We start from the raw sequence: 16,487 nt of genomic DNA, 5'->3' as shown, positions 1-16,487 counted from the left end.
GCCGTTGCCTTCGCCTCTGCGGGGGTCGCAGAGCCGTCGGCCGCGGTGCCTGGCAGCGCTGGGTGAGCGCGGTGCCCAGCGGCAGCTGGGAGGTGCCTGTGACGCAGGCATCCGGGCGGACAGCCACGTAGGGCTGGTGGGACAGCCGGCACGCGTGGGTTCATCAGCGTGCCGGCCGCCCGGACACCTTCAACGTATGACACCGCGTGCCAGGCGACAAGACACTGAGTGCCAAGAATTTCTCTCAGATGTCATCTGGTCGGCACGCATGAGCAAAAGAGGGCCGATGGGAGGCCTGGAGGTGACACAAAGAAAGGTGATGTGTGCGCAGCGTGTGCGGGGAGGGCGTTACGCCATCCGGGTCGCGGCCCGGTCAGCCGAAGGGTGCCGGGCCGCGCTCGTGTCCGGTGGTGGCCGGAGAGCCGCTACTTCCGCTCTTTGATCGCCTTGCGGATGGTGCGCATGACCTCGTCCAGCGGGGCGTCCGTACGGGCCACCGCGACCAGCACCTCGCCCTCCCGTGAGACGGACGCCGGAGGGGTCTCCCCACCGCTGGTGCGGCCCGCGCCGATACCGGCGCCGAAGGTCTCCCGGACGATCGCGAAGGCATGGTCGAGCTGTGCCTCGACATCGCCCTGGGCGTCGGCCCGCAGCCAGCGCCGCAGGACATGGTTGTGCGCGGTGACCACGGCGGATGCCGCGACCTCGGCGAGCAGCGGATCGTCATCGCCCTCGCGGTGTGCGCCCTCGTCGAAGTGGCCCAGCAGGTAGCGGGTGAACAGCCGCTCGTAGCGGGCCACCGAGGCGATCTCGGCCTCGCGCAGCGTGGGGACCTCACGGGTCAGGCGGTAACGGGCCACCGACACGGCCGGGGAGGCCGCGTACATCCGCATGACCTCCTTGATGCCGCGGCAGACCGTGTCGAGCGGGTTCTCGTGCGGCGGGGCGGCGTCCAGGACGGCCTCCGCGCGGACCAGGGTGTCGTCGTGGTCGGGGAAGATCGCCTCTTCCTTGGAGCGGAAGTGGCGGAAAAAGGTGCGCCGGGCGACGCCCGCGGCGGCCGCGATCTCATCGACCGTCGTCGCCTCATAGCCCTTGGTCGCGAACAGCTCCATCGCCGCAGCCGACAATTCACGGCGCATTTTGAGCCGTTGCGCGGCCGCCCGGCGGGTCCCGGGAGTGGCGGCGTCGGGGTCGGAGGGCTGCGTACGAGCGGGCTGGGACATGTGGGGACGGTACTGCATATTTACGCGACCTGCGGCATGAGGTGCCACCTCCGCCCCGGTGAGCGGGGGTGGACCGCCGTCGGGTTCCAGCAGTCCACCCCATCCTCCCCCGGCCGGGCCGGGGTGCCGCCACGCGTCAGCGCCGGGCGTACTCACGGAAGCCGCGGCCCGTCTTGCGGCCGAGGCAGCCCGCGGCGACGAGGTGCTCCAGCAGCGGCGACGGGGCCAGCCCGGGGTCGCGGAACTCCGCGTGCAGCACCTTCTCGATGGCCAGTGACACGTCCAGGCCGACCACGTCGAGGAGTTCGAACGGGCCCATCGGGTAGCCGCCGCCGAGCTTCATGGCGGCGTCGATGTCGTCCAGGGTTGCGTAGTGCTCCTCGACCATCTTGATCGCGTTGTTCAAGTACGGGAACAGCAGCGCGTTCACGATGAAGCCGGCCCGGTCGCCGCAGTCCACGGGGTGCTTGCGGACCTTGGTGCAGACCGACCGCACGGTGGCGTGGACGTCGTCGGCCGTCAGGACCGTACGGACCACCTCGACCAGCTTCATGGCGGGCGCCGGGTTGAAGAAGTGCATCCCGATGACGTCCTGCGGGCGCGAGGTGGCGCGGGCGCAGGCCACGACCGGCAGCGACGAGGTGGTGGTGGCCAGGACGGCGCCCGGCTTGCAGACCTTGTCCAGCGTCCTGAACAGCTCCTGCTTGACCGCCAGATCCTCGGCCACCGCCTCGACCGCGAGGTCCACATCGGCGAACGCGTCGAGCGACCCGGCCGGGGTGATCGCGGCCAGCGCGGCGTCCCGGGTCTCGGCGCTCATCCGGCCCTTGTCCACCGAGCGGCCCAGCGACTTGGCGATCCTGGCCTTCGCCTTCTCGGCCTTCTCCAGGCTGCGGGCCGCCAGCACGACCTTGTAGCCCGCCTTGGCGAAGACCTCGGCGATACCGCTCGCCATCGTCCCGGAACCGGCCACACCGACGCCGGTGACCGTACGCCCGGCGGCGAGCTCGTCGGCGGACGCCGGGCTCTCCGCGTCCGGCACGACCGTGGCGCTTCCGGGAGCCTCATACGTGTAGAAACCGCGGCCCGCCTTCCGGCCGGTCAGCCCCGCCTCGGCCAGCTGGCCCAGGATCGGCGCGGGGGCGTGCAGGCGGTCCTGGGACTCGGTGTACATCGCCTCCAGGACCGTACGGGCGGTGTCCACGCCGATCAGGTCGAGCAGCGCCAGCGGGCCCATGGGCAGACCGCAGCCGAGCCGCATCGCGGCGTCGATGTCCTCGCGGGTGGCGTACTTGGACTCGTACATCGCCGCGGCCTGGTTCAGATAGCCGAACAGCAGGCCGTCCGCGACGAAGCCGGGGCGGTCACCCACCGCGATCGGGTCCTTGCCCAGGTCGCGGGCGAGCTCGGTGACGGCCGCGACCGCGGTCGGCGCGGTCAGCACCGAGGAGACCACCTCGACCAGCTTCATGGCCGGCGCGGGGTTGAAGAAGTGCACGCCGAGCACCCGCTCGGGGCGCTGCGAATCGGCGGCCAGCCGGGTCACGGACAGGGCGTTGGTGCCGGTGGCCAGGATGGTGTCCGGCCGGACCACCGCGTCCAGCTCGGCGAAGACCTGCCGCTTGAGCTCGTAGTCCTCGGGCACCACCTCGATGACGAGATCGGCGTCCGCGGCGGCCTGCAGATCGGTGAAGGTACGGAACCGGGCCAGGGCGTCCTGGCGCTCGCGCTCCGTGAGCCGCTCGCGCTGCACGGCGCGGGCGGTGGCGGATTCGAGGGCGGAGACGGCGTGGCGGGCCGCGGCTTCGTCGGTGTCGATACCGATGACCTCACGGCCGGCCCGGGTCAGCACCTCGGCGATACCGGTGCCCATGGTGCCCAGGCCGATGACGGCCACGGTGGAAAGGGACAGTGAGGGGGCTTGAGTTGAGAGATCAGGGGTGGACTGAGTGCCCATCGCGAGACTCCTGAGGGTGTTCCCCTGAGGGCAGGGGAGAAGTGACGACTGAGGGGTATCCGCGCGGACGCGAGGCCTGCGATCGCAGCGGCAGAACAGCGGCGGAAAGCCGCGAGGAGCCGCAGCGCCATGGCAGCGCCGGCGGTGTGGGAGACGCGGCGGAAGCCCTGTCCCGGGGCCCTGCCGTGTGCTCCGTACTGTGTCGTGCTGTGCCGAACCGACTTCACTCTGTGGCGGCTGCGTCACCAGGCCGCCCGAGCAGTGGTGCTGCTCGTTCCAGCAGGTTAACCGGTGAGTAACCAGAGCGCCAGGGGTAGCGGGGGTCACTAGGCTGTGGTGCAGGCCACGTCGCGGGAACCGGGGCGGCCCGGCGGGAGGGGAGCGGCAAATGGAAGAGGAATTCCACGAGTTGACCGACCGGGTGCGGGCCGAACTCCGCTCCCCACAGGATCTGGTCGCCTACGAGCGGCTGCTCGGGCTGGCCCGCAAGAACACCCCGGCCGGGCGGGAGGAACTGGCCCGGATGCTGATCGCCGTCGAACGTCCGCTGTGGGCCCGGGAGATCGCCGCCTTCATCCTCGGCTGCGCCGGCGACAAGCGGGCCTTCGAGACGCTCGTGCTCTTACTGAACTACCGCGACCCGGTGCGCTGCGCCACCGCCGCGCATGCGCTGGGCCGGCTCGGCGACCCCCGCACCGCCCGCGCCGCGGCCGCGCTCGCCACCAATCCGCTGCGTACCGCCTACGCGCTGCACCCGGTCCGGCTGCTCGCCGAACTCCGCGCACCGCAGTCCGTCCCCGCGCTGATCGCGACCCTGGAGCGGCTGCTCACCCCGCACAACCCCTACTGGCGGGTGGCGCTCGCCTGTGTGGAGGGCCTGGGCGCGCTGGGCGACCGGCGCGCCGTCCCCGCACTCACCGCCGCCGTCACCCATCCACGGCTGGCGGCCGCCGCGGCGGCGTCCCTGGCGCGGCTGGGGGTGCACGAGGACGTGACGGCGGCGGACGGGGCAGCGGCGACGGACGGGGCAGCGGCGGCGGACGGGGCAGCGGCGGCGGACGGGCCGGACGACGGGGAGAACGCCGGCGCAGCCCGCCCGGCGGGCCGGGTCCCCGGCCCGGAGCGGGGTGCGGGACCGGGCGGCGGTCAGGGGCTGTCCGGCTAACGGGCTGTCCGGCCAAGGGGTGCGTGAGGCCGGCTTCTGCCGGGCCGGTACCTGGCCGGCGGGCGCTGCGGCCGGTTCCCGCTCGGCAGGCCGCTCCGGCCGGTTCCTCGTCGGCGGACCGCTGCGGACGGTTCAGGGCTCCGGCGTCAGCGGGCGTCGGTAGCGCAGCTCCGGGACGCTGCTCCCGCCCACCTCGTACGCCTCCTCGGCACCGTCCGGAACGAAGCCGGCCCGCTCGTAGAACCGCTGGGCGCGGGTGTTGCCGCGTACCACCCACAGATACAGCGTGTGGAAGCCGTGCGCCCGGGCGCGGGCGGTGCCGGCGGCCATCAGGGCGCGTCCGATGCCGGTGCCGATCAGGCCGGGCGCCACGTAGAGGGCGAGCAGTTCGCCCGCGGCCGGCTCCGGCGCGGGCAACTCCCCGGCTCCCGGGGCGATATCGGGGTCACGGGCCGGACCGACGCACGCCCAGCCGACGACCTCCCCGTCCCGCTCGGCCACCAGGTCCGACACCTCCGGCGACCGGCGTCCGAACCGCGACCGCCGTCGCTCGGCATCCGCCGCCACGCTCATCGCGTCCAGATACGCCTGGGGCATCAGCCCGCGGTAGGCCGTCTGCCAGCCGCGGACCCGCACCGCGGAGACGGCTTCGATGTCCGCTTCGGTCATCTCCCGTATCCGTACGGGGCGCGGTGGCCGGGTGGATACGTGCGCAAAAGTCCTCTCGGTCCCATCCATGCCCGAGAGGTTAGGGGGCCCGTCAAGGGGTTTCTCCGGCCGCGCGGGGGGCGCCGTTTGACCTTGTCCCAGGGGACAGGGTCCGAGACTCACGGCATGGAACAGGCAAGGAACTCCGGGCCGTCCGCGCCCGGAACGCATCGCAGGGTCGTGCTCGTCACCGGCGCCGGCACCGGGATCGGGCGCGCCACGGCCCACGCCTTCGCGGCGGAAGGGGCACGGGTACTGGCGGTGGGCCGCCGGCCCGGACCGCTGGCGGAGACGGCGGCGGGGGCCGGCACCGGGGACGGCGAGATCGTGCCGTACGCCGCCGACATCACCGCGGACGGGGCGCCCGAGGAACTCGTCGGCCACGCGGTCGAGACCTACGGCCGGCTGGATGTGCTGGTCAACAATGCCGCGGTGGTGGGCAGCGGGGCGCTCGGCAGCTTCACCAAGGAAGGGGTGGCCCCGCTGCTGGCGACGAACCTCGTCGCGCCGGTACTGATGACCCAGGCGGCCGTCCCCCACCTGGAGCGGACCGGCGGGGTGGTGGTCAACATCAGCACCTCGGTCGGCCAGCGGGGCTGGCCGGGCAACTCGGTCTACGCCGCGACGAAGACCGGACTCGAACTCCTCACCCGTAGCTGGGCGGTGGAGCTGGCACCGCGCGGTGTACGGGTCGTCGCGGTCGCGCCCGGGGCGATCGAGACCCCGATCGCACGGCACCAAGGGTGGTCCCCGGAGCAGCGGGCGGCCGTACGGGAGTGGCAGATCGCGCACACCCCTCTGGGGCGGGTGGGCCGCCCCGAGGAGGTGGCCTGGGCCGTCACCCGGCTCGCCGCGCCGTCCGCGTCCTTCGTGACCGGGGTGGTCCTCCCGGTCGACGGGGGAGCGGTGGTCGGCTGACGGACCGGCGGCCGGGTCGGGGCCGCGCGCCCCGCCCTGGTAGAAACGGTGCCGGACAGGGGAGGTGATCCGGTGCGGATCGGGGAGCTGGCGCAGCTGACGGGGGCGTCGCCGCGCGCACTGCGCAACTACGAACGCGAGGGGCTGATCACCTCGGAGCGGGCGGCGAACGGCTATCGCGTCTACGACGCACACGCGGCCGTACGGGTCCGCAACATCTGCCACCTCCTGGCGGCCGGGCTCACGCTCGCCGACGTCCACTGCTTCACACCCTGTCTGGACGGCGATATGACCACCGCCGCGCCGTCGCCCGAGGGGCTGCGTATCGCCCGCGAGCGGCTCGCGGTCATCGATGAGCGGATCGCCGCCCAGACCGAGGCCCGCGACCGGCTGGCGCGGGCCCTGGAATCGGTGCCGCCCGGCCAGGCCTAGAACGGAGGCACCCCTTAGGGCCGCGGCAGGGTCAGATCAGGGTCAACTGGGTCGGTTCCGCAGGGCGGTCGGAGGCCTGGTCGCCAAGGTTGCCGGCCGGTCCGGGAGCGGTGTCCGGTGGCGGGATGCGGCGGGCCTCGCCGGGCCGGGCGGGCCCGATGCCGTACTCCGCGGCGAATTCATGGACCTGGCGGGTGATCCGGCGCTGGTACCACGTGGGGGCGTAGGCGCCGTCCGCGTACATCGTCGTGTAACGCCGTACCAGATGCGGATGGTGCTGCCCCAGCCACGCCATGAACCACTCGCGGGCGCCGGGCCGCAGATGCAGCACCAGCGGGGTGACGGAACCGGCGCCGGCCTCCGCGATGGCCCGGACCGTGGCCCGCAGCTGCTCCGGTGCGTCCCCGAGGAACGGGATCACCGGCGCCATCAGCACACCGCAGGGGATGCCGTGCGCGGTGAGCGTCCGCACCACGTCCAGCCGGCGGTCCGGGGCGGGGGTACCGGGCTCGACCGTGCGCCACAGCTCGCGGTCCAGGAAGCCGACGGAGACCGAGATGCCGACGTCGGTGACCTCGGCGGCCTGCTGCAGCAGCGGCAGATCGCGCAGGATGAGCGTGCCCTTGGTGAGGATCGAGAACGGGTTCGCGTGATCGCGCAGTGCGGCGATGATGCCGGGCATCAGGCGGTAGCGGCCCTCGGCGCGCTGATAGCAGTCGACGTTGGTGCCCATCGCTATGTGGTCGCCGCGCCAGCGGCGCCCGGACAGCTCGCGGCGCAGCAGCTCGGGGGCGTTGACCTTCACCACGATCTGCGAGTCGAAGCCCTGCCCGGTATCGAGGTCGAGGTAGCTGTGCGTCTTGCGGGCGAAGCAGTAGACGCAGGCGTGGCTGCAGCCGCGGTAGGGGTTCACGGTCCATTCGAACGGCATCCGGGAGGCGCCCGGGACACGGTTCACGATCGAGCGGGCGCGCACCTCGTGGAAGGTGATCCCGCGGAAGTCGGGGCTGTCGATCGTCCGGCTGACGACATCCGTGCCGAACAGCGCGGACGGGCTTTCGCCGAGATTGTCCCAGCGCATCGGGCCTCCTTCTGGATCCTGCCGAGCCCCCTTCGCAATAATAGAACACATGTTCCCTTGCGGCCCGGCGGCCCTGAATTTGGGCGTGCCGCCGAGGGGTGGTTGGCTTGGCGGCGCACCGCAGGACCGGCAGGTCTACTACTGGAGGAAGACGCACATGGGGCAGGTCGAGGCCATCACGCAGCGCGAGATCGCGGCGGACCCGGAGGACGTGTTCGACGCGCTCGCCGACTACACCGGCACGCGCCGGCAGCTGCTGCCCGAGCACTTCAGCGAGTACGAGGTCCGCGAGGGCGGCGACGGCAAGGGCACCCTCGTCCACTGGAAGCTCCAGGCCACGAGCAAGCGGGTGCGTGACTGCCTGCTGGAGGTCGACGAGCCGACCGACGGCCAGCTCGTGGAGAAGGACCGCAACTCCTCGATGGTGACCACCTGGGTCATCACCCCGGCCGGTGAAGGGCGCGCCAAGGTCGTCGTCACCACCACCTGGCAGGGCGCCGGCGGTATCGGCGGCTTCTTCGAGAGGACCTTCGCCCCCAAGGGGCTCGGCCGGATCTACGACAGCCTGCTCGCCAACCTCGCCGCCCACGTGGAGAAGTGAGCGGCCGTCACTCCCGTCACCCGGCATGCATGCCGTCACACTCACCGGTTCGGGTGGTTTCCGCCGAGTCGAAGTGTGCGGCCCGCCGGAGCGGTTCCGTACGGAAAGCCCTGATGGGAGCCCAATAGGCCTCCCGGGCAACGTACTTGACGCCCGGTCCCGCCCCGTCCGACCCCCTTTGCCGCGCTTGATCGGTGTTGTCGCCCAATGCGAGAACTTGGGCGGCAACAGGCGTGACGAGGGGAGCAGCACGTGGGCGGGACCACCCTGAGCGAGCGGGCCGGGCGAACCGATCCGCCCGTATCCGGTGCGACGACGGCAACGCCAAAGGCAACGGCAACGGCAGCGCCGATGGCACCGGCAATGGCTCCGGCAACGGCAGTGCCAATTGCTCCGGCACCGGCAATTGCTCCGGCACCGACCCCGACCCCGGCTCCGGTCGCGAGCGGCGAACCCGAGGAGCCCGGCCACCCCGGTGCACCGGCGCCGCTCGGCCCCCGCCGTCTCCGGCCGGTCGTCGCCGGCCTGATGCTGACGCTGCTGCTCGCCGCCCTCGGCCAGACCATCATCGTCACCGCGCTCCCGGAGATCGCCGGTGAGCTGCACGGTCCGGGCGCGATGTCCTGGGTGGTGACGTCCTACCTGCTCGCCTCGGTCATCGGACTGCCCCTCTACGGGAAGCTCGGCGATCTCTTCGGCCGTAAGCCCGTCTTCCTCTTCGCCCTCCTCGTCTTCACCGTCGGCTCGGCGCTGGCCGGCTGGTCGCGGACCATGGACGAACTGGTCGTCTTCCGGGCGGTCCAGGGCGTCGGCGGCGGCGGGCTGATCATCGGCGTCCAGGCGATCATCGCCGATGTCGTACCGCCCCGGGCCCGCGGCCGCTACACGGGTCTGCTCGGCGCCGTCTTCGGCCTCGGCTTCGTGGCCGGACCGCTGATCGGCGGCTTCTGCGCCGACCATGCCTCCTGGCGCTGGTGCTTCTCCCTCAACGTTCCGTTGGGTGTGCTGACGTTCCTGGTCATCGCCTGCGTGCTGAAGCTGCCCCGCCCCACGAGGCGCGCCAAGCCGGACCTCGCCGGGGCGCTGCTGCTCGCCGCGTTCTCCATCTGCCTGGTCCTGCTGGCCAGTTGGGGCGGCACCACCTACGCCTGGGACTCGCGGGTCGTCCTCGGCCTCGCCGCCGGTGCGCTCGGCACCGCCCTGCTGTTCCTCGCGGTCGAGTACTTCGCTACCGAACCGCTGATCCCGCTGCGGCTGTTCCGCGACTCGGTCTTCCACGTCACCGGTCTGACCGGCGCCGCCGTCGGCCTCGCGCTCTTCGGCGCCGTCAGCTATCTGCCGGCCTTCCTGCAGAGGGCCGACGGCGCCACGGCCACCGAGTCCGGGCTGCTGATGCTGCCCCTGACGGGCGGCCTCGTCATCGCCTCCCTAGTCTCCGGCTGCCTCATCAGCCGCACCGGCCGCCACAAGGTCTTCCCCGTCCTGGGGTGTGTGCCGGCCGCGGTGGGGATGTGGCTGCTGTCGCGGTGCCAGCAGGACACCGCGTGGGAGGTCTACAGCCTCGGGACGGCCCTGCTCGGCCTCGGGATCGGCTTCGTCCTGCCGGTGCTGGTGCTCGCCGTGCGGCACTCCGTACGCACCCCCGACCCCGGCGCCGCGACCGGCGCCACCCACTGCGTCCGGCAGATCGGCGGCAGCGTCGGCGCGGCCCTCTTCGCCATCCTCCTCGCCGACCGGCTGGCCCGCCGGCTCGGCGACCGGCTGCCCGGGTCGGCGCGGCTGCCCGCTCCGGAGTCGCTCACCCCGCGACTGGTACGGGCGCTGCCCGCCGCGCTGCGCGACAGCCCTGTCGCCGCGTACGCGGACGCCATGCCGCGGATCTTCCTTTTTCTCGTGCCGGTGCTCGTCCTGAGCCTTGTGCTCGCCTTCTTCCTGAAAGGGAAACCCCTGGTGTCCCACGCCTCTCCTGCCCCGCAGGCCGCCCCGTCCCCGCAGATGCCGTACGGCGACCCGGCCGACCCCGCCGCCGTACCGCAGGCCCGTGCCGCGGCGGACACAAACGCCGTCAACTCCCATGGCCCCGGCTCCCCTTACACCCGCGCACACCGCCACACCACCACCGGACACACCGCCGTCATGGCCGGCGTCCCGGTCTGCGGCACCGTCCAGCACCACGACGGCAGCATCGTGCCGCGCGCCGCGCTCACCCTCATCGATGTCGCCGGCCGGCAGATCGGCCGCGGCGCCACCGGAGAGGACGGACGGTATGCGCTGAGCACACCGGGCGCCGGCTCGTATGTGCTGATCGCGTCGGCGGGCGGCCACCAGCCGCAGGCGGTGACCGTCACGGTCGGCGAACGGCCGGTCGAGCTGGATGTCGTGCTCGGCGGCGCCGGGCGGCTCGCGGGCACCGTCACCACCGCCGACGGCACGCCCGTACGCGATGCCATGGTCACCCTCACCGATGTACGCGGCGAGGTCGTCGCCACCACCCGCAGCGGACGCGAAGGCGGCTATGTCATCGGGGAGTTGGTGGCCGGCGAGTACACCCTGGCCTCCAGCGCCCCGGCGTTCCGCCCCGCCGCGCTGCCGGTGACCGTCCAGGCCTCCCGGGAGACCCGCCAGGACATCGAGCTCGCCGGTGGCGCGGTGCTGCGCGGGACCGTACGGGCCGGCGGTGGCCGCCCCGTCGAGGACGCCAGGGTCACTCTGCTCGACGCCGCCGGCAATGTCGTCGACACGGCGACCACCGGGCCCGACGGGCTCTTCCGCTTCGTGGATCTGTCGGCCGGCGAGTACACCGTCATCGCCGCCGGATACCCGCCGGTGGCCACCGTCCTCCAGGTGGCCGGCGGCGGCCGCACCGAACGCGACCTCCAGCTGGGGCACGAGGACTGAACGCACCGAGACGGTTGCCGTAACAGCTGTATCTGATGCCTCGTCAAATATGCCGCAGCTAAAGGGGGATGGGATGTGGCCCGTCCCCCGCGGCCCCTACGGCAGGCGCCCCCGTGGTTGGATGCCCGTATGGCGGAGATCAGTTTTCCGGAGCCGCGCATCGGGCCGGAATGGGCGCGGCGGCGCATCGGGGCGTTCCGTGACGCGGCGGCGTTCGAGCGGTTCGCGGCGGTGTACCGGGAGGCGATGGACGGTCTGCCCGAGCCCGATGAGCAGCGGACCGTGGACACCTCGTACGGGGCGGTGCGGGTGTACCGCTTCGGTACGGGGGACGGAGTGCCGCTCGTCCTGATGCCGGGAAGGCAGTCGTGCACCCCGCTGTGGCGGACGAATCTGCCGGGGCTGATGCGCAGCGGACGCCCCGTGTACGCCGTCGACGGCCTCGGGGAGCCGGGCTGCAGCGCACAGTCGGCGCCGATGACGTCCGGCACCGACCAGGCGGCCTGGATCGACGAGATGCTCGCCCGGCTCGCCCTGCCCCGGGCGCATGTGCTCGGGGTGTCGATCGGGGGCTGGCTGGCGGTGCAGGTCGCTCTGCACCGTCCGGAGCGGATCGCGTCGGTGATCGCGCTGGATCCGGCGAACACCTTCGCGCCGCTGAGCTGGAAGATGATCGTCGTCTCGCTGGGCAGTGTGCTCCCCGGGATGCCGGAGGGGCTGCGCAACCGGCTGCTGGGCTGGATCTCGGGCGGGATCGACGACGCCTCGGAGCACATCGAGGGCCGGCTGATCGCCTCCGGTATGCGGGACTTCAAGGTCAGCTTCCCGGCCCCGGCCCTGCCCGGCGAGGACGCGCTGCGCTCCCTCGGCGTCCCCGTACTCGCGCTGATCGCCGGGAAGAGCATCGCGCATGACGCCGGGAAGGCCGCGGCCCGCGCCCGCACCCTGCGCGACAGCACCGTGGAGGTCTGGCCGGACGCCTCCCATGCGATCAACGGGGAGTACCCGGAGCGGCTCGCGGAGCGGGTGCACACCTTTCTCGGCGTGGTGGAGAACCGTCAGGGCTGACCCGTGAGGGAGGCGGGGGCCGCACCGAAGCGCAGCCGGGTGATGAGCGGGCGGTCCGTGCGCAGCAGTGGCAGGGCGGCGGCGCGCGGGGCGAGATAGCCGATGAAGCCGCGGCCCGCGGGGAGCGGCACCTCTGACACCTCGCTGATGGCCGGATGGGCCTGCCGCAGAAGGTCCCGGTCGACCGCGTCCATGCCCCAGGGCATCGGGGGCAGACGATGACCGCCCGGCCCCTTCGTACGGGTGCGAGTGCGGGTGCTGAAGCGCCGCGAGACGGTGTCGAAGACCATCGTGCCGCCGGGGAACGCATCGGCGCAGGCGGCGATCAGACGGGTCACCTGCGCGGGCTGCAGATACATCAGCAGGCCCTGAGCGGTCACCAGGACACCGCGCGAGGGGTCGATGTCCGCCATCCACTGGCTGTCCCGGGCGTCGCAGGCCACCAGCCGCTGCCGCGCCCCGTGCGGCAGGACGCGCTTCCGCAGCGCCAACGGGCCGTTGAGGTCGACGGTGACCCACTGGGCCCGGCCGTTGTCCACCCGCCAGAACTGCGTCTCCAGGCCCTCGCCGAGAGCGACCACGGTGCCGTCCGGCCGGTCGGCGAGAAACGCGCGCACCACTCGGTCGAACCCGAGGGCGCGCAGGGCGATGGCCTGCGCCAGCCAGGGCCGGGCGGCGCCCATCCGCTCCCGGAAGGGGAACTCGATCTCGGTGAGGAGCTGTACGGCGCGTGGATCGGGCAGCACCGTGTCCGGGCGGGCGGCCTCGGCGGCGCGGTGATAGAGCGTCCACAACGCCGTTTCGGGAACTCCCTTGAGGTCTGCCTTGACGCGGCCTGGCACCGAGTTCCTCCCAGAGTGCGGTGTGGGGCGGTGAGCCGCGGCGCGCAGGCCCGGCGGACCACCGGCTGCGCTGCCTCGCTCATGCGGCGTTGATATCCCGGTCCCGCCCCGCACGGGGCCGTTCGGGGTGCCGGTCACCCTGGGGAGTGCAAAGTCGTACCGCCTTGTACTGCGTCGTACCGCCTGGTACGGCGGCCGGGAGGGGACGGATGCGGCCGTGGCGGCCCGCCAACGGCCCGTGCCCGTACGGCGCGTAGGGTTTCTGCCGCGGATTCCCCGGGAATCCGCCGCGGGACCAAGGGGGACGGGGGAGTCATGGCGGCAGCGGGGTGGCGCAAGTGGGTACCGGGCCGGAGGGCGGTGGTCGTCCTCGTCGTGGTCCTGGCGGTGCTCGCCGGAGGTGGGTACGCCGCGAAACCGCTGTGGCAGCCGTGGTGGTACGCGACAAACGTCTGCGCGGGACTGCTCTCGGCGGACGACCTGGCGGAGGTACTCCCCACCAAGCAGCTGCAGGCCGCTGAGGAGGAGGCGGATCTCGCCCACGGTCGGATGAAGTGCGGGGTGAACACGTCGGACCACGAATTCTCGCTGATGGCGAGGGTGGAATCCGATCCCGGAGAGGTGGACCGCCTGCTCAGCGGCGAATTCACCATCCCCACCCCGCCGCGGTTCGTCTTCCCCGCGGGAATCCCCGGCTTCCATGCCGGGTTGGGGCACTACCTCGTGCAGGAGTGCCCGGACCTCGGGCGGGATTCCCTCGGCCGCAACCGGCGGCTGGTCACCTGGGTGAACGGCAAGTGGGACGAGAAGCACGGCACGCCCGCCACCCTGCGGATCGCCGTCTCGCTCGCCAACGGCGCGGCGGAGAAGGCCGGTTGCGGTGCGCCGCGGCTGCCACTGCCGCAGCGGGCGGTGCTGCGTCCGACGGCCGTGCCGCTGGAGAAGGGCGGCGCCGGCTGTGGCTGGCTGGCCCGTGCCCGGCTCCCCGAGAAGCCGGGAGGCAAGCACTGGCGGGTCATCGCGCGTACGGACCCGCATGCGGCGGTCACCAGCTGCGCACTCGTGGACGGCACGAGCGGGGCGGAGTACGCCGAGTTCAGCGGCTGGTACGGAGACTGGACGGACAAGTCCTTCGACACACTGATCGGCGCCAACGTCCGGCTGCCGCGCGGCTTCCCGGACGACGGCCAGGTGATGACCGAGCACTTCGGCACCGCCGCCCTCGCCCGCTGCGAGGGCGAGTCCGCCCACTGGGAGGCGAGCAGCTACCCGGACAGCGCGGGCCGGTCTCTCGCGGGGCGTGAACTGCGGCCGCTGCTCGTCGCGTTCGCCCGGGACCAGGCCGAGCGCCGGGGCTGCGGCCGTCCGGCGCTGCCGGGGCAGCGGATCTTCCCGAGCGGGAGATGAGGGAGGGGGCCCGCCTCTGCCTGCGGGTGGACGACAATCGGCGGCCGCGTATGCGGGCGGCCGCCCGGCGCCGTGGGACCGGAGGTCAGTGCGTCAGATCGCGGTGGATGACCCGGGCGGCGCGCTCGACGGTGGCCACGCCGTCGTCCATGGTGTGGTTTCCGGTGGAGAGGACGGCCATGCCGTAGTCGTTCCCGCTGCCGTTGAAGGTGCCGACGCTGTTCACCCGCCAGCCGTCGGTCTTGCGCGGCAGCCAGCCGTTCTTGACGTGGACGGCGTCGGGGTCCGGGGCGCCGGCGGGGACGCCCCACCGCTGGTCGGGGACGACCCGGTGCATCAGGTCGAGGGCGTAGCCGCGGGAGGCGGCGGTGAGCACCCGGTTGTCCGTGGTGAGCAGCTGCATCAGTGTGAGCTGGTCGGCGGCGGTGATCTGGGTCAGGCCCCAGGCACCGTGCGTGCCCGGGACGGTGTGCCGCATACCGGCCAGGGACAGGAAGTGCTTGATGCCGGCCGGGCCGACGCGGCGCCACAGCGCGGTGGTCGACTTGTTGTCCGACTTGGTGATCATGGCGGTGGCCAGCCGCTTCTCGTGCGGGGTCAGCTTGCGGTGGGCCTCCTCGGCCTGCCGCAGCAGGGCCGCGAGCACCGTGACCTTCACCACACTCGCCGAGTCGAAGTGGGCGCCGGCCTTGAACTCACAGTGGGTCCTGGTGCGCCGGTCGTAGACCGCCAGCGCCGAGGCGCCCTCCCGCCCGTGGAGGGCGTCGGCGATGTCCTGGGACAGCGCGGGCGCCAGGCCCGGCTTCTTCGAGGTGCACACGACCTTGGAGCCGCCCACCGGCGTGCTGGCGGAGCCGGCCGAGGCCGGGGTCGCCGTGGTGAGCACCGTGAGCAGCGATCCGGCAGCCACGACCGCGGCCAGCCCGCGGCGCGCGGAGGTCGATATGCGTGATCCGTGCATGGAGAAGGTGTCCTGTCCCGCTGTGTACCGGAGGCTCCGCCGTGGGGCGGCCGGCCTCGTGCGACCGGATGTGCGTCGGGCCACTGCGGCCGTGCGGCCGGCCGGTGTCCCGCTTCATGGGTCACGGTGACGATACGCGGCGGGGGTGCGGACATCCCGGGCGTGATGGGTGGATTGTCCGTATTTGGGGGGTGTATCGGGATGTGACATTCGCCAAATCCGGGGGCGAATGCGGGCATGTCTCCAGGGGGCGTCTTCCCGGTCAGGCCGGATCGGGAAGACGCCCCCTAGGGGCGTGGCAGGGCCTTACGCGGCTTGGTGGTGACGCGCGGACGGCGGGTCGCGCCCGTCCGGCGCCGGCGTGCGGCGGCCATCAGCTGGCGGCTGCGGAGGGCCATCTCGATCTCGAAGCGGGTCCGTGGGTCCCGGAGGCGGGGGCCGAACAGCTTCTCCAGCTGGCGCATCCGGTAGCGGACGGTCTGCGGGTGGATGCTGAGCGCCTTGGCCACCTCCGGGGCCCCCATGCCGCCGAGCCAGGCGAGCAGGGTGGCCTCCAGGCGCTCGCACCGCTCCGGCGTCAGCCCCGCGAGCGGGCGCAGACGGCGGGCGATCAGCGTGTGGGCCAGCGACTCGTCCTGGAGGAGGACGAGGGAGGAGAGGTGGTCGTCGACGAACACCACTCCGGCGTCGGGGCCGTCGTGCGCGGACGCCAGGTCCAGCAGCCGGGACGCGGCGCGCACGGAGGCCTCGGCCTCCGTCGGCGCCACCGCATGACCGACCACCGCGGCGCGATGGCGCAGGACGCCCTTCAGCCGGGCCCGTCCGCTCTTGCCGTCGGCCAGCGCGGCGGGGATCAGCAGGCCCGGCGCTTCGCCCGGTGTGCTGACGAGGCAGTCGCCCAGCGCGGACGCCACCAGATGGATGTCGGTGTCGGTGCGCAGCATGACCGCGCGCACCTTCTCGGGCAGCGGATGGCCGGACCGCAGGACGTCCTGGATCAGCCTTGCCACCTGCTGCGGGCCGCCCCGCTCGATCACTTCCTTGAAGCCTGGATTGCGATCGCAAAGAGACTGCGCGATCAGTTCGGTCAAGATCGCGAGTTGGGCTTCGCTGTCGGCTCGCGTGTCACCGCATTGCGGTAACCGGACGCCATTGAGTGCCTCGCTCACCATTCTGCCTCTGTTTCATCGCGTGGGAAGCTGGTCCGGCCTGTTGTACCTCAC

Annotated in this window: 13 protein-coding genes and 1 pseudogene; 7 read left to right on the top strand and 7 right to left on the bottom strand. The window is 72.5% G+C overall.

Going from position 1 to position 16,487, the window contains the following annotated elements:
* Nucleotides 1–425: 425 nt before the first annotated feature.
* Both STRNI_RS07655 and STRNI_RS07650 read right to left on the bottom strand, forming a co-directional pair.
* Complete coding sequence (locus STRNI_RS07655) at nt 426–1,226, bottom strand: TetR family transcriptional regulator (RefSeq protein ID WP_187412903.1); 801 nt, start codon at nt 1,224–1,226, stop codon at nt 426–428.
* 136 nt (nt 1,227–1,362) lie between these two features.
* The gene (locus STRNI_RS07650) at nt 1,363–3,183 is read right to left on the bottom strand and encodes a 3-hydroxyacyl-CoA dehydrogenase family protein (RefSeq protein WP_093645323.1); all 1,821 of its coding nucleotides are present in this window, start codon (nt 3,181–3,183) and stop codon (nt 1,363–1,365) included.
* A gap of 388 nt (nt 3,184–3,571) precedes the next feature.
* Between STRNI_RS07650 and STRNI_RS07645 the strand changes: the two are divergent.
* Nucleotides 3,572–4,159, top strand: a pseudogene (locus STRNI_RS07645) (HEAT repeat domain-containing protein); the annotation flags it as partial.
* A 321-nt stretch (nt 4,160–4,480) separates the two neighbouring features.
* Here the strand turns inward: STRNI_RS07645 and STRNI_RS07640 are convergent.
* Complete coding sequence (locus STRNI_RS07640) at nt 4,481–5,017, bottom strand: GNAT family N-acetyltransferase (RefSeq protein ID WP_277410790.1); 537 nt, start codon at nt 5,015–5,017, stop codon at nt 4,481–4,483.
* Between the two features lie 165 nt (nt 5,018–5,182).
* Between STRNI_RS07640 and STRNI_RS07635 the strand changes: the two genes are divergently transcribed.
* Both STRNI_RS07635 and STRNI_RS07630 read left to right on the top strand, forming a co-directional pair.
* Entirely contained in the window at nt 5,183–5,974 is a 792-nt protein-coding gene (locus STRNI_RS07635; protein ID WP_277410789.1) for an SDR family NAD(P)-dependent oxidoreductase, read from the top strand.
* A gap of 72 nt (nt 5,975–6,046) precedes the next feature.
* Nucleotides 6,047–6,406 carry a MerR family transcriptional regulator gene (locus tag STRNI_RS07630; RefSeq protein ID WP_274739147.1) on the top strand — a complete coding sequence of 120 codons (360 nt, stop codon included), beginning with the start codon at nt 6,047–6,049 and terminating at the stop codon, nt 6,404–6,406.
* Nucleotides 6,407–6,437: 31 nt separating this feature from the next.
* Here STRNI_RS07630 and STRNI_RS07625 read toward each other — a convergent pair whose 3' ends face one another.
* The gene (locus tag STRNI_RS07625; protein ID WP_159485170.1) at nt 6,438–7,487 is read right to left on the bottom strand and encodes an Rv2578c family radical SAM protein; all 1,050 of its coding nucleotides are present in this window, start codon (nt 7,485–7,487) and stop codon (nt 6,438–6,440) included.
* Between the two features lie 157 nt (nt 7,488–7,644).
* Between STRNI_RS07625 and STRNI_RS07620 the strand changes: the two genes are divergently transcribed.
* The 3 genes from STRNI_RS07620 to STRNI_RS07610 all read left to right on the top strand — a co-directional run bounded on the left by STRNI_RS07620 (nt 7,645) and on the right by STRNI_RS07610 (nt 12,054).
* On the top strand, nt 7,645–8,088 hold the full coding sequence (locus tag STRNI_RS07620) for an SRPBCC family protein (protein ID WP_018090476.1): 444 nt from the start codon (nt 7,645–7,647) through the stop codon (nt 8,086–8,088).
* Between the two features lie 363 nt (nt 8,089–8,451).
* Nucleotides 8,452–10,986, top strand: coding sequence for an MFS transporter (locus STRNI_RS07615; RefSeq protein WP_381844882.1), 2,535 nt, complete (start codon nt 8,452–8,454; stop codon nt 10,984–10,986).
* Nucleotides 10,987–11,115: 129 nt separating this feature from the next.
* Nucleotides 11,116–12,054, top strand: coding sequence for an alpha/beta fold hydrolase (locus tag STRNI_RS07610; RefSeq protein WP_274739151.1), 939 nt, complete (start codon nt 11,116–11,118; stop codon nt 12,052–12,054).
* Here STRNI_RS07610 and STRNI_RS07605 read toward each other — a convergent pair.
* Complete coding sequence (locus STRNI_RS07605) at nt 12,045–12,896, bottom strand: class I SAM-dependent methyltransferase (RefSeq protein ID WP_167540494.1); 852 nt, start codon at nt 12,894–12,896, stop codon at nt 12,045–12,047. The two genes, STRNI_RS07610 and STRNI_RS07605, sit on opposite strands and share 10 nt — an antisense overlap.
* Before the next feature lie 315 nt (nt 12,897–13,211).
* On the opposite strand from STRNI_RS07605, the gene STRNI_RS07600 reads away from it, so the two are divergent.
* Complete coding sequence (locus STRNI_RS07600; protein WP_274739152.1) at nt 13,212–14,303, top strand: hypothetical protein; 1,092 nt, start codon at nt 13,212–13,214, stop codon at nt 14,301–14,303.
* A gap of 85 nt (nt 14,304–14,388) precedes the next feature.
* Here STRNI_RS07600 and STRNI_RS07595 read toward each other — a convergent pair whose 3' ends face one another.
* Both STRNI_RS07595 and STRNI_RS07590 read right to left on the bottom strand, forming a co-directional pair.
* Nucleotides 14,389–15,264, bottom strand: coding sequence for a serine hydrolase (locus STRNI_RS07595; RefSeq protein ID WP_274739154.1), 876 nt, complete (start codon nt 15,262–15,264; stop codon nt 14,389–14,391).
* Nucleotides 15,265–15,551: 287 nt separating this feature from the next.
* Nucleotides 15,552–16,301 (bottom strand): PucR family transcriptional regulator, encoded by a 750-nt coding sequence (locus STRNI_RS07590; protein WP_277410787.1) that lies wholly within the window; start codon nt 16,299–16,301, stop codon nt 15,552–15,554.
* Nucleotides 16,302–16,487: the final 186 nt, after the last annotated feature.

Origin of the sequence: Streptomyces nigrescens, from assembly GCF_027626975.1 — a bacterium.
Lineage (GTDB): Bacteria > Actinomycetota > Actinomycetes > Streptomycetales > Streptomycetaceae > Streptomyces > Streptomyces nigrescens.
This window is presented reverse-complemented; position numbering and strand designations above follow the sequence as displayed.

Excerpts from the sequence above, each read along its gene's own strand:
- STRNI_RS07650 (WP_093645323.1), bottom strand. The coding sequence starts at position 3,183 with ATGGGCACTCAGTCCACCCCTGATCTCTCAACTCAAGCCCCCTCACTG.
- STRNI_RS07610 (WP_274739151.1), top strand. The coding sequence starts at position 11,116 with ATGGCGGAGATCAGTTTTCCGGAGCCGCGCATCGGGCCGGAATGGGCG.
- STRNI_RS07595 (WP_274739154.1), bottom strand. The coding sequence starts at position 15,264 with ATGCACGGATCACGCATATCGACCTCCGCGCGCCGCGGGCTGGCCGCG.
- STRNI_RS07600 (WP_274739152.1), top strand. The coding sequence starts at position 13,212 with ATGGCGGCAGCGGGGTGGCGCAAGTGGGTACCGGGCCGGAGGGCGGTG.
- STRNI_RS07635 (WP_277410789.1), top strand. The coding sequence starts at position 5,183 with ATGGAACAGGCAAGGAACTCCGGGCCGTCCGCGCCCGGAACGCATCGC.
- STRNI_RS07615 (WP_381844882.1), top strand. The coding sequence starts at position 8,452 with ATGGCTCCGGCAACGGCAGTGCCAATTGCTCCGGCACCGGCAATTGCT.
- STRNI_RS07620 (WP_018090476.1), top strand. The coding sequence starts at position 7,645 with ATGGGGCAGGTCGAGGCCATCACGCAGCGCGAGATCGCGGCGGACCCG.
- STRNI_RS07625 (WP_159485170.1), bottom strand. The coding sequence starts at position 7,487 with ATGCGCTGGGACAATCTCGGCGAAAGCCCGTCCGCGCTGTTCGGCACG.
- STRNI_RS07640 (WP_277410790.1), bottom strand. The coding sequence starts at position 5,017 with ATGACCGAAGCGGACATCGAAGCCGTCTCCGCGGTGCGGGTCCGCGGC.
- STRNI_RS07655 (WP_187412903.1), bottom strand. The coding sequence starts at position 1,226 with ATGTCCCAGCCCGCTCGTACGCAGCCCTCCGACCCCGACGCCGCCACT.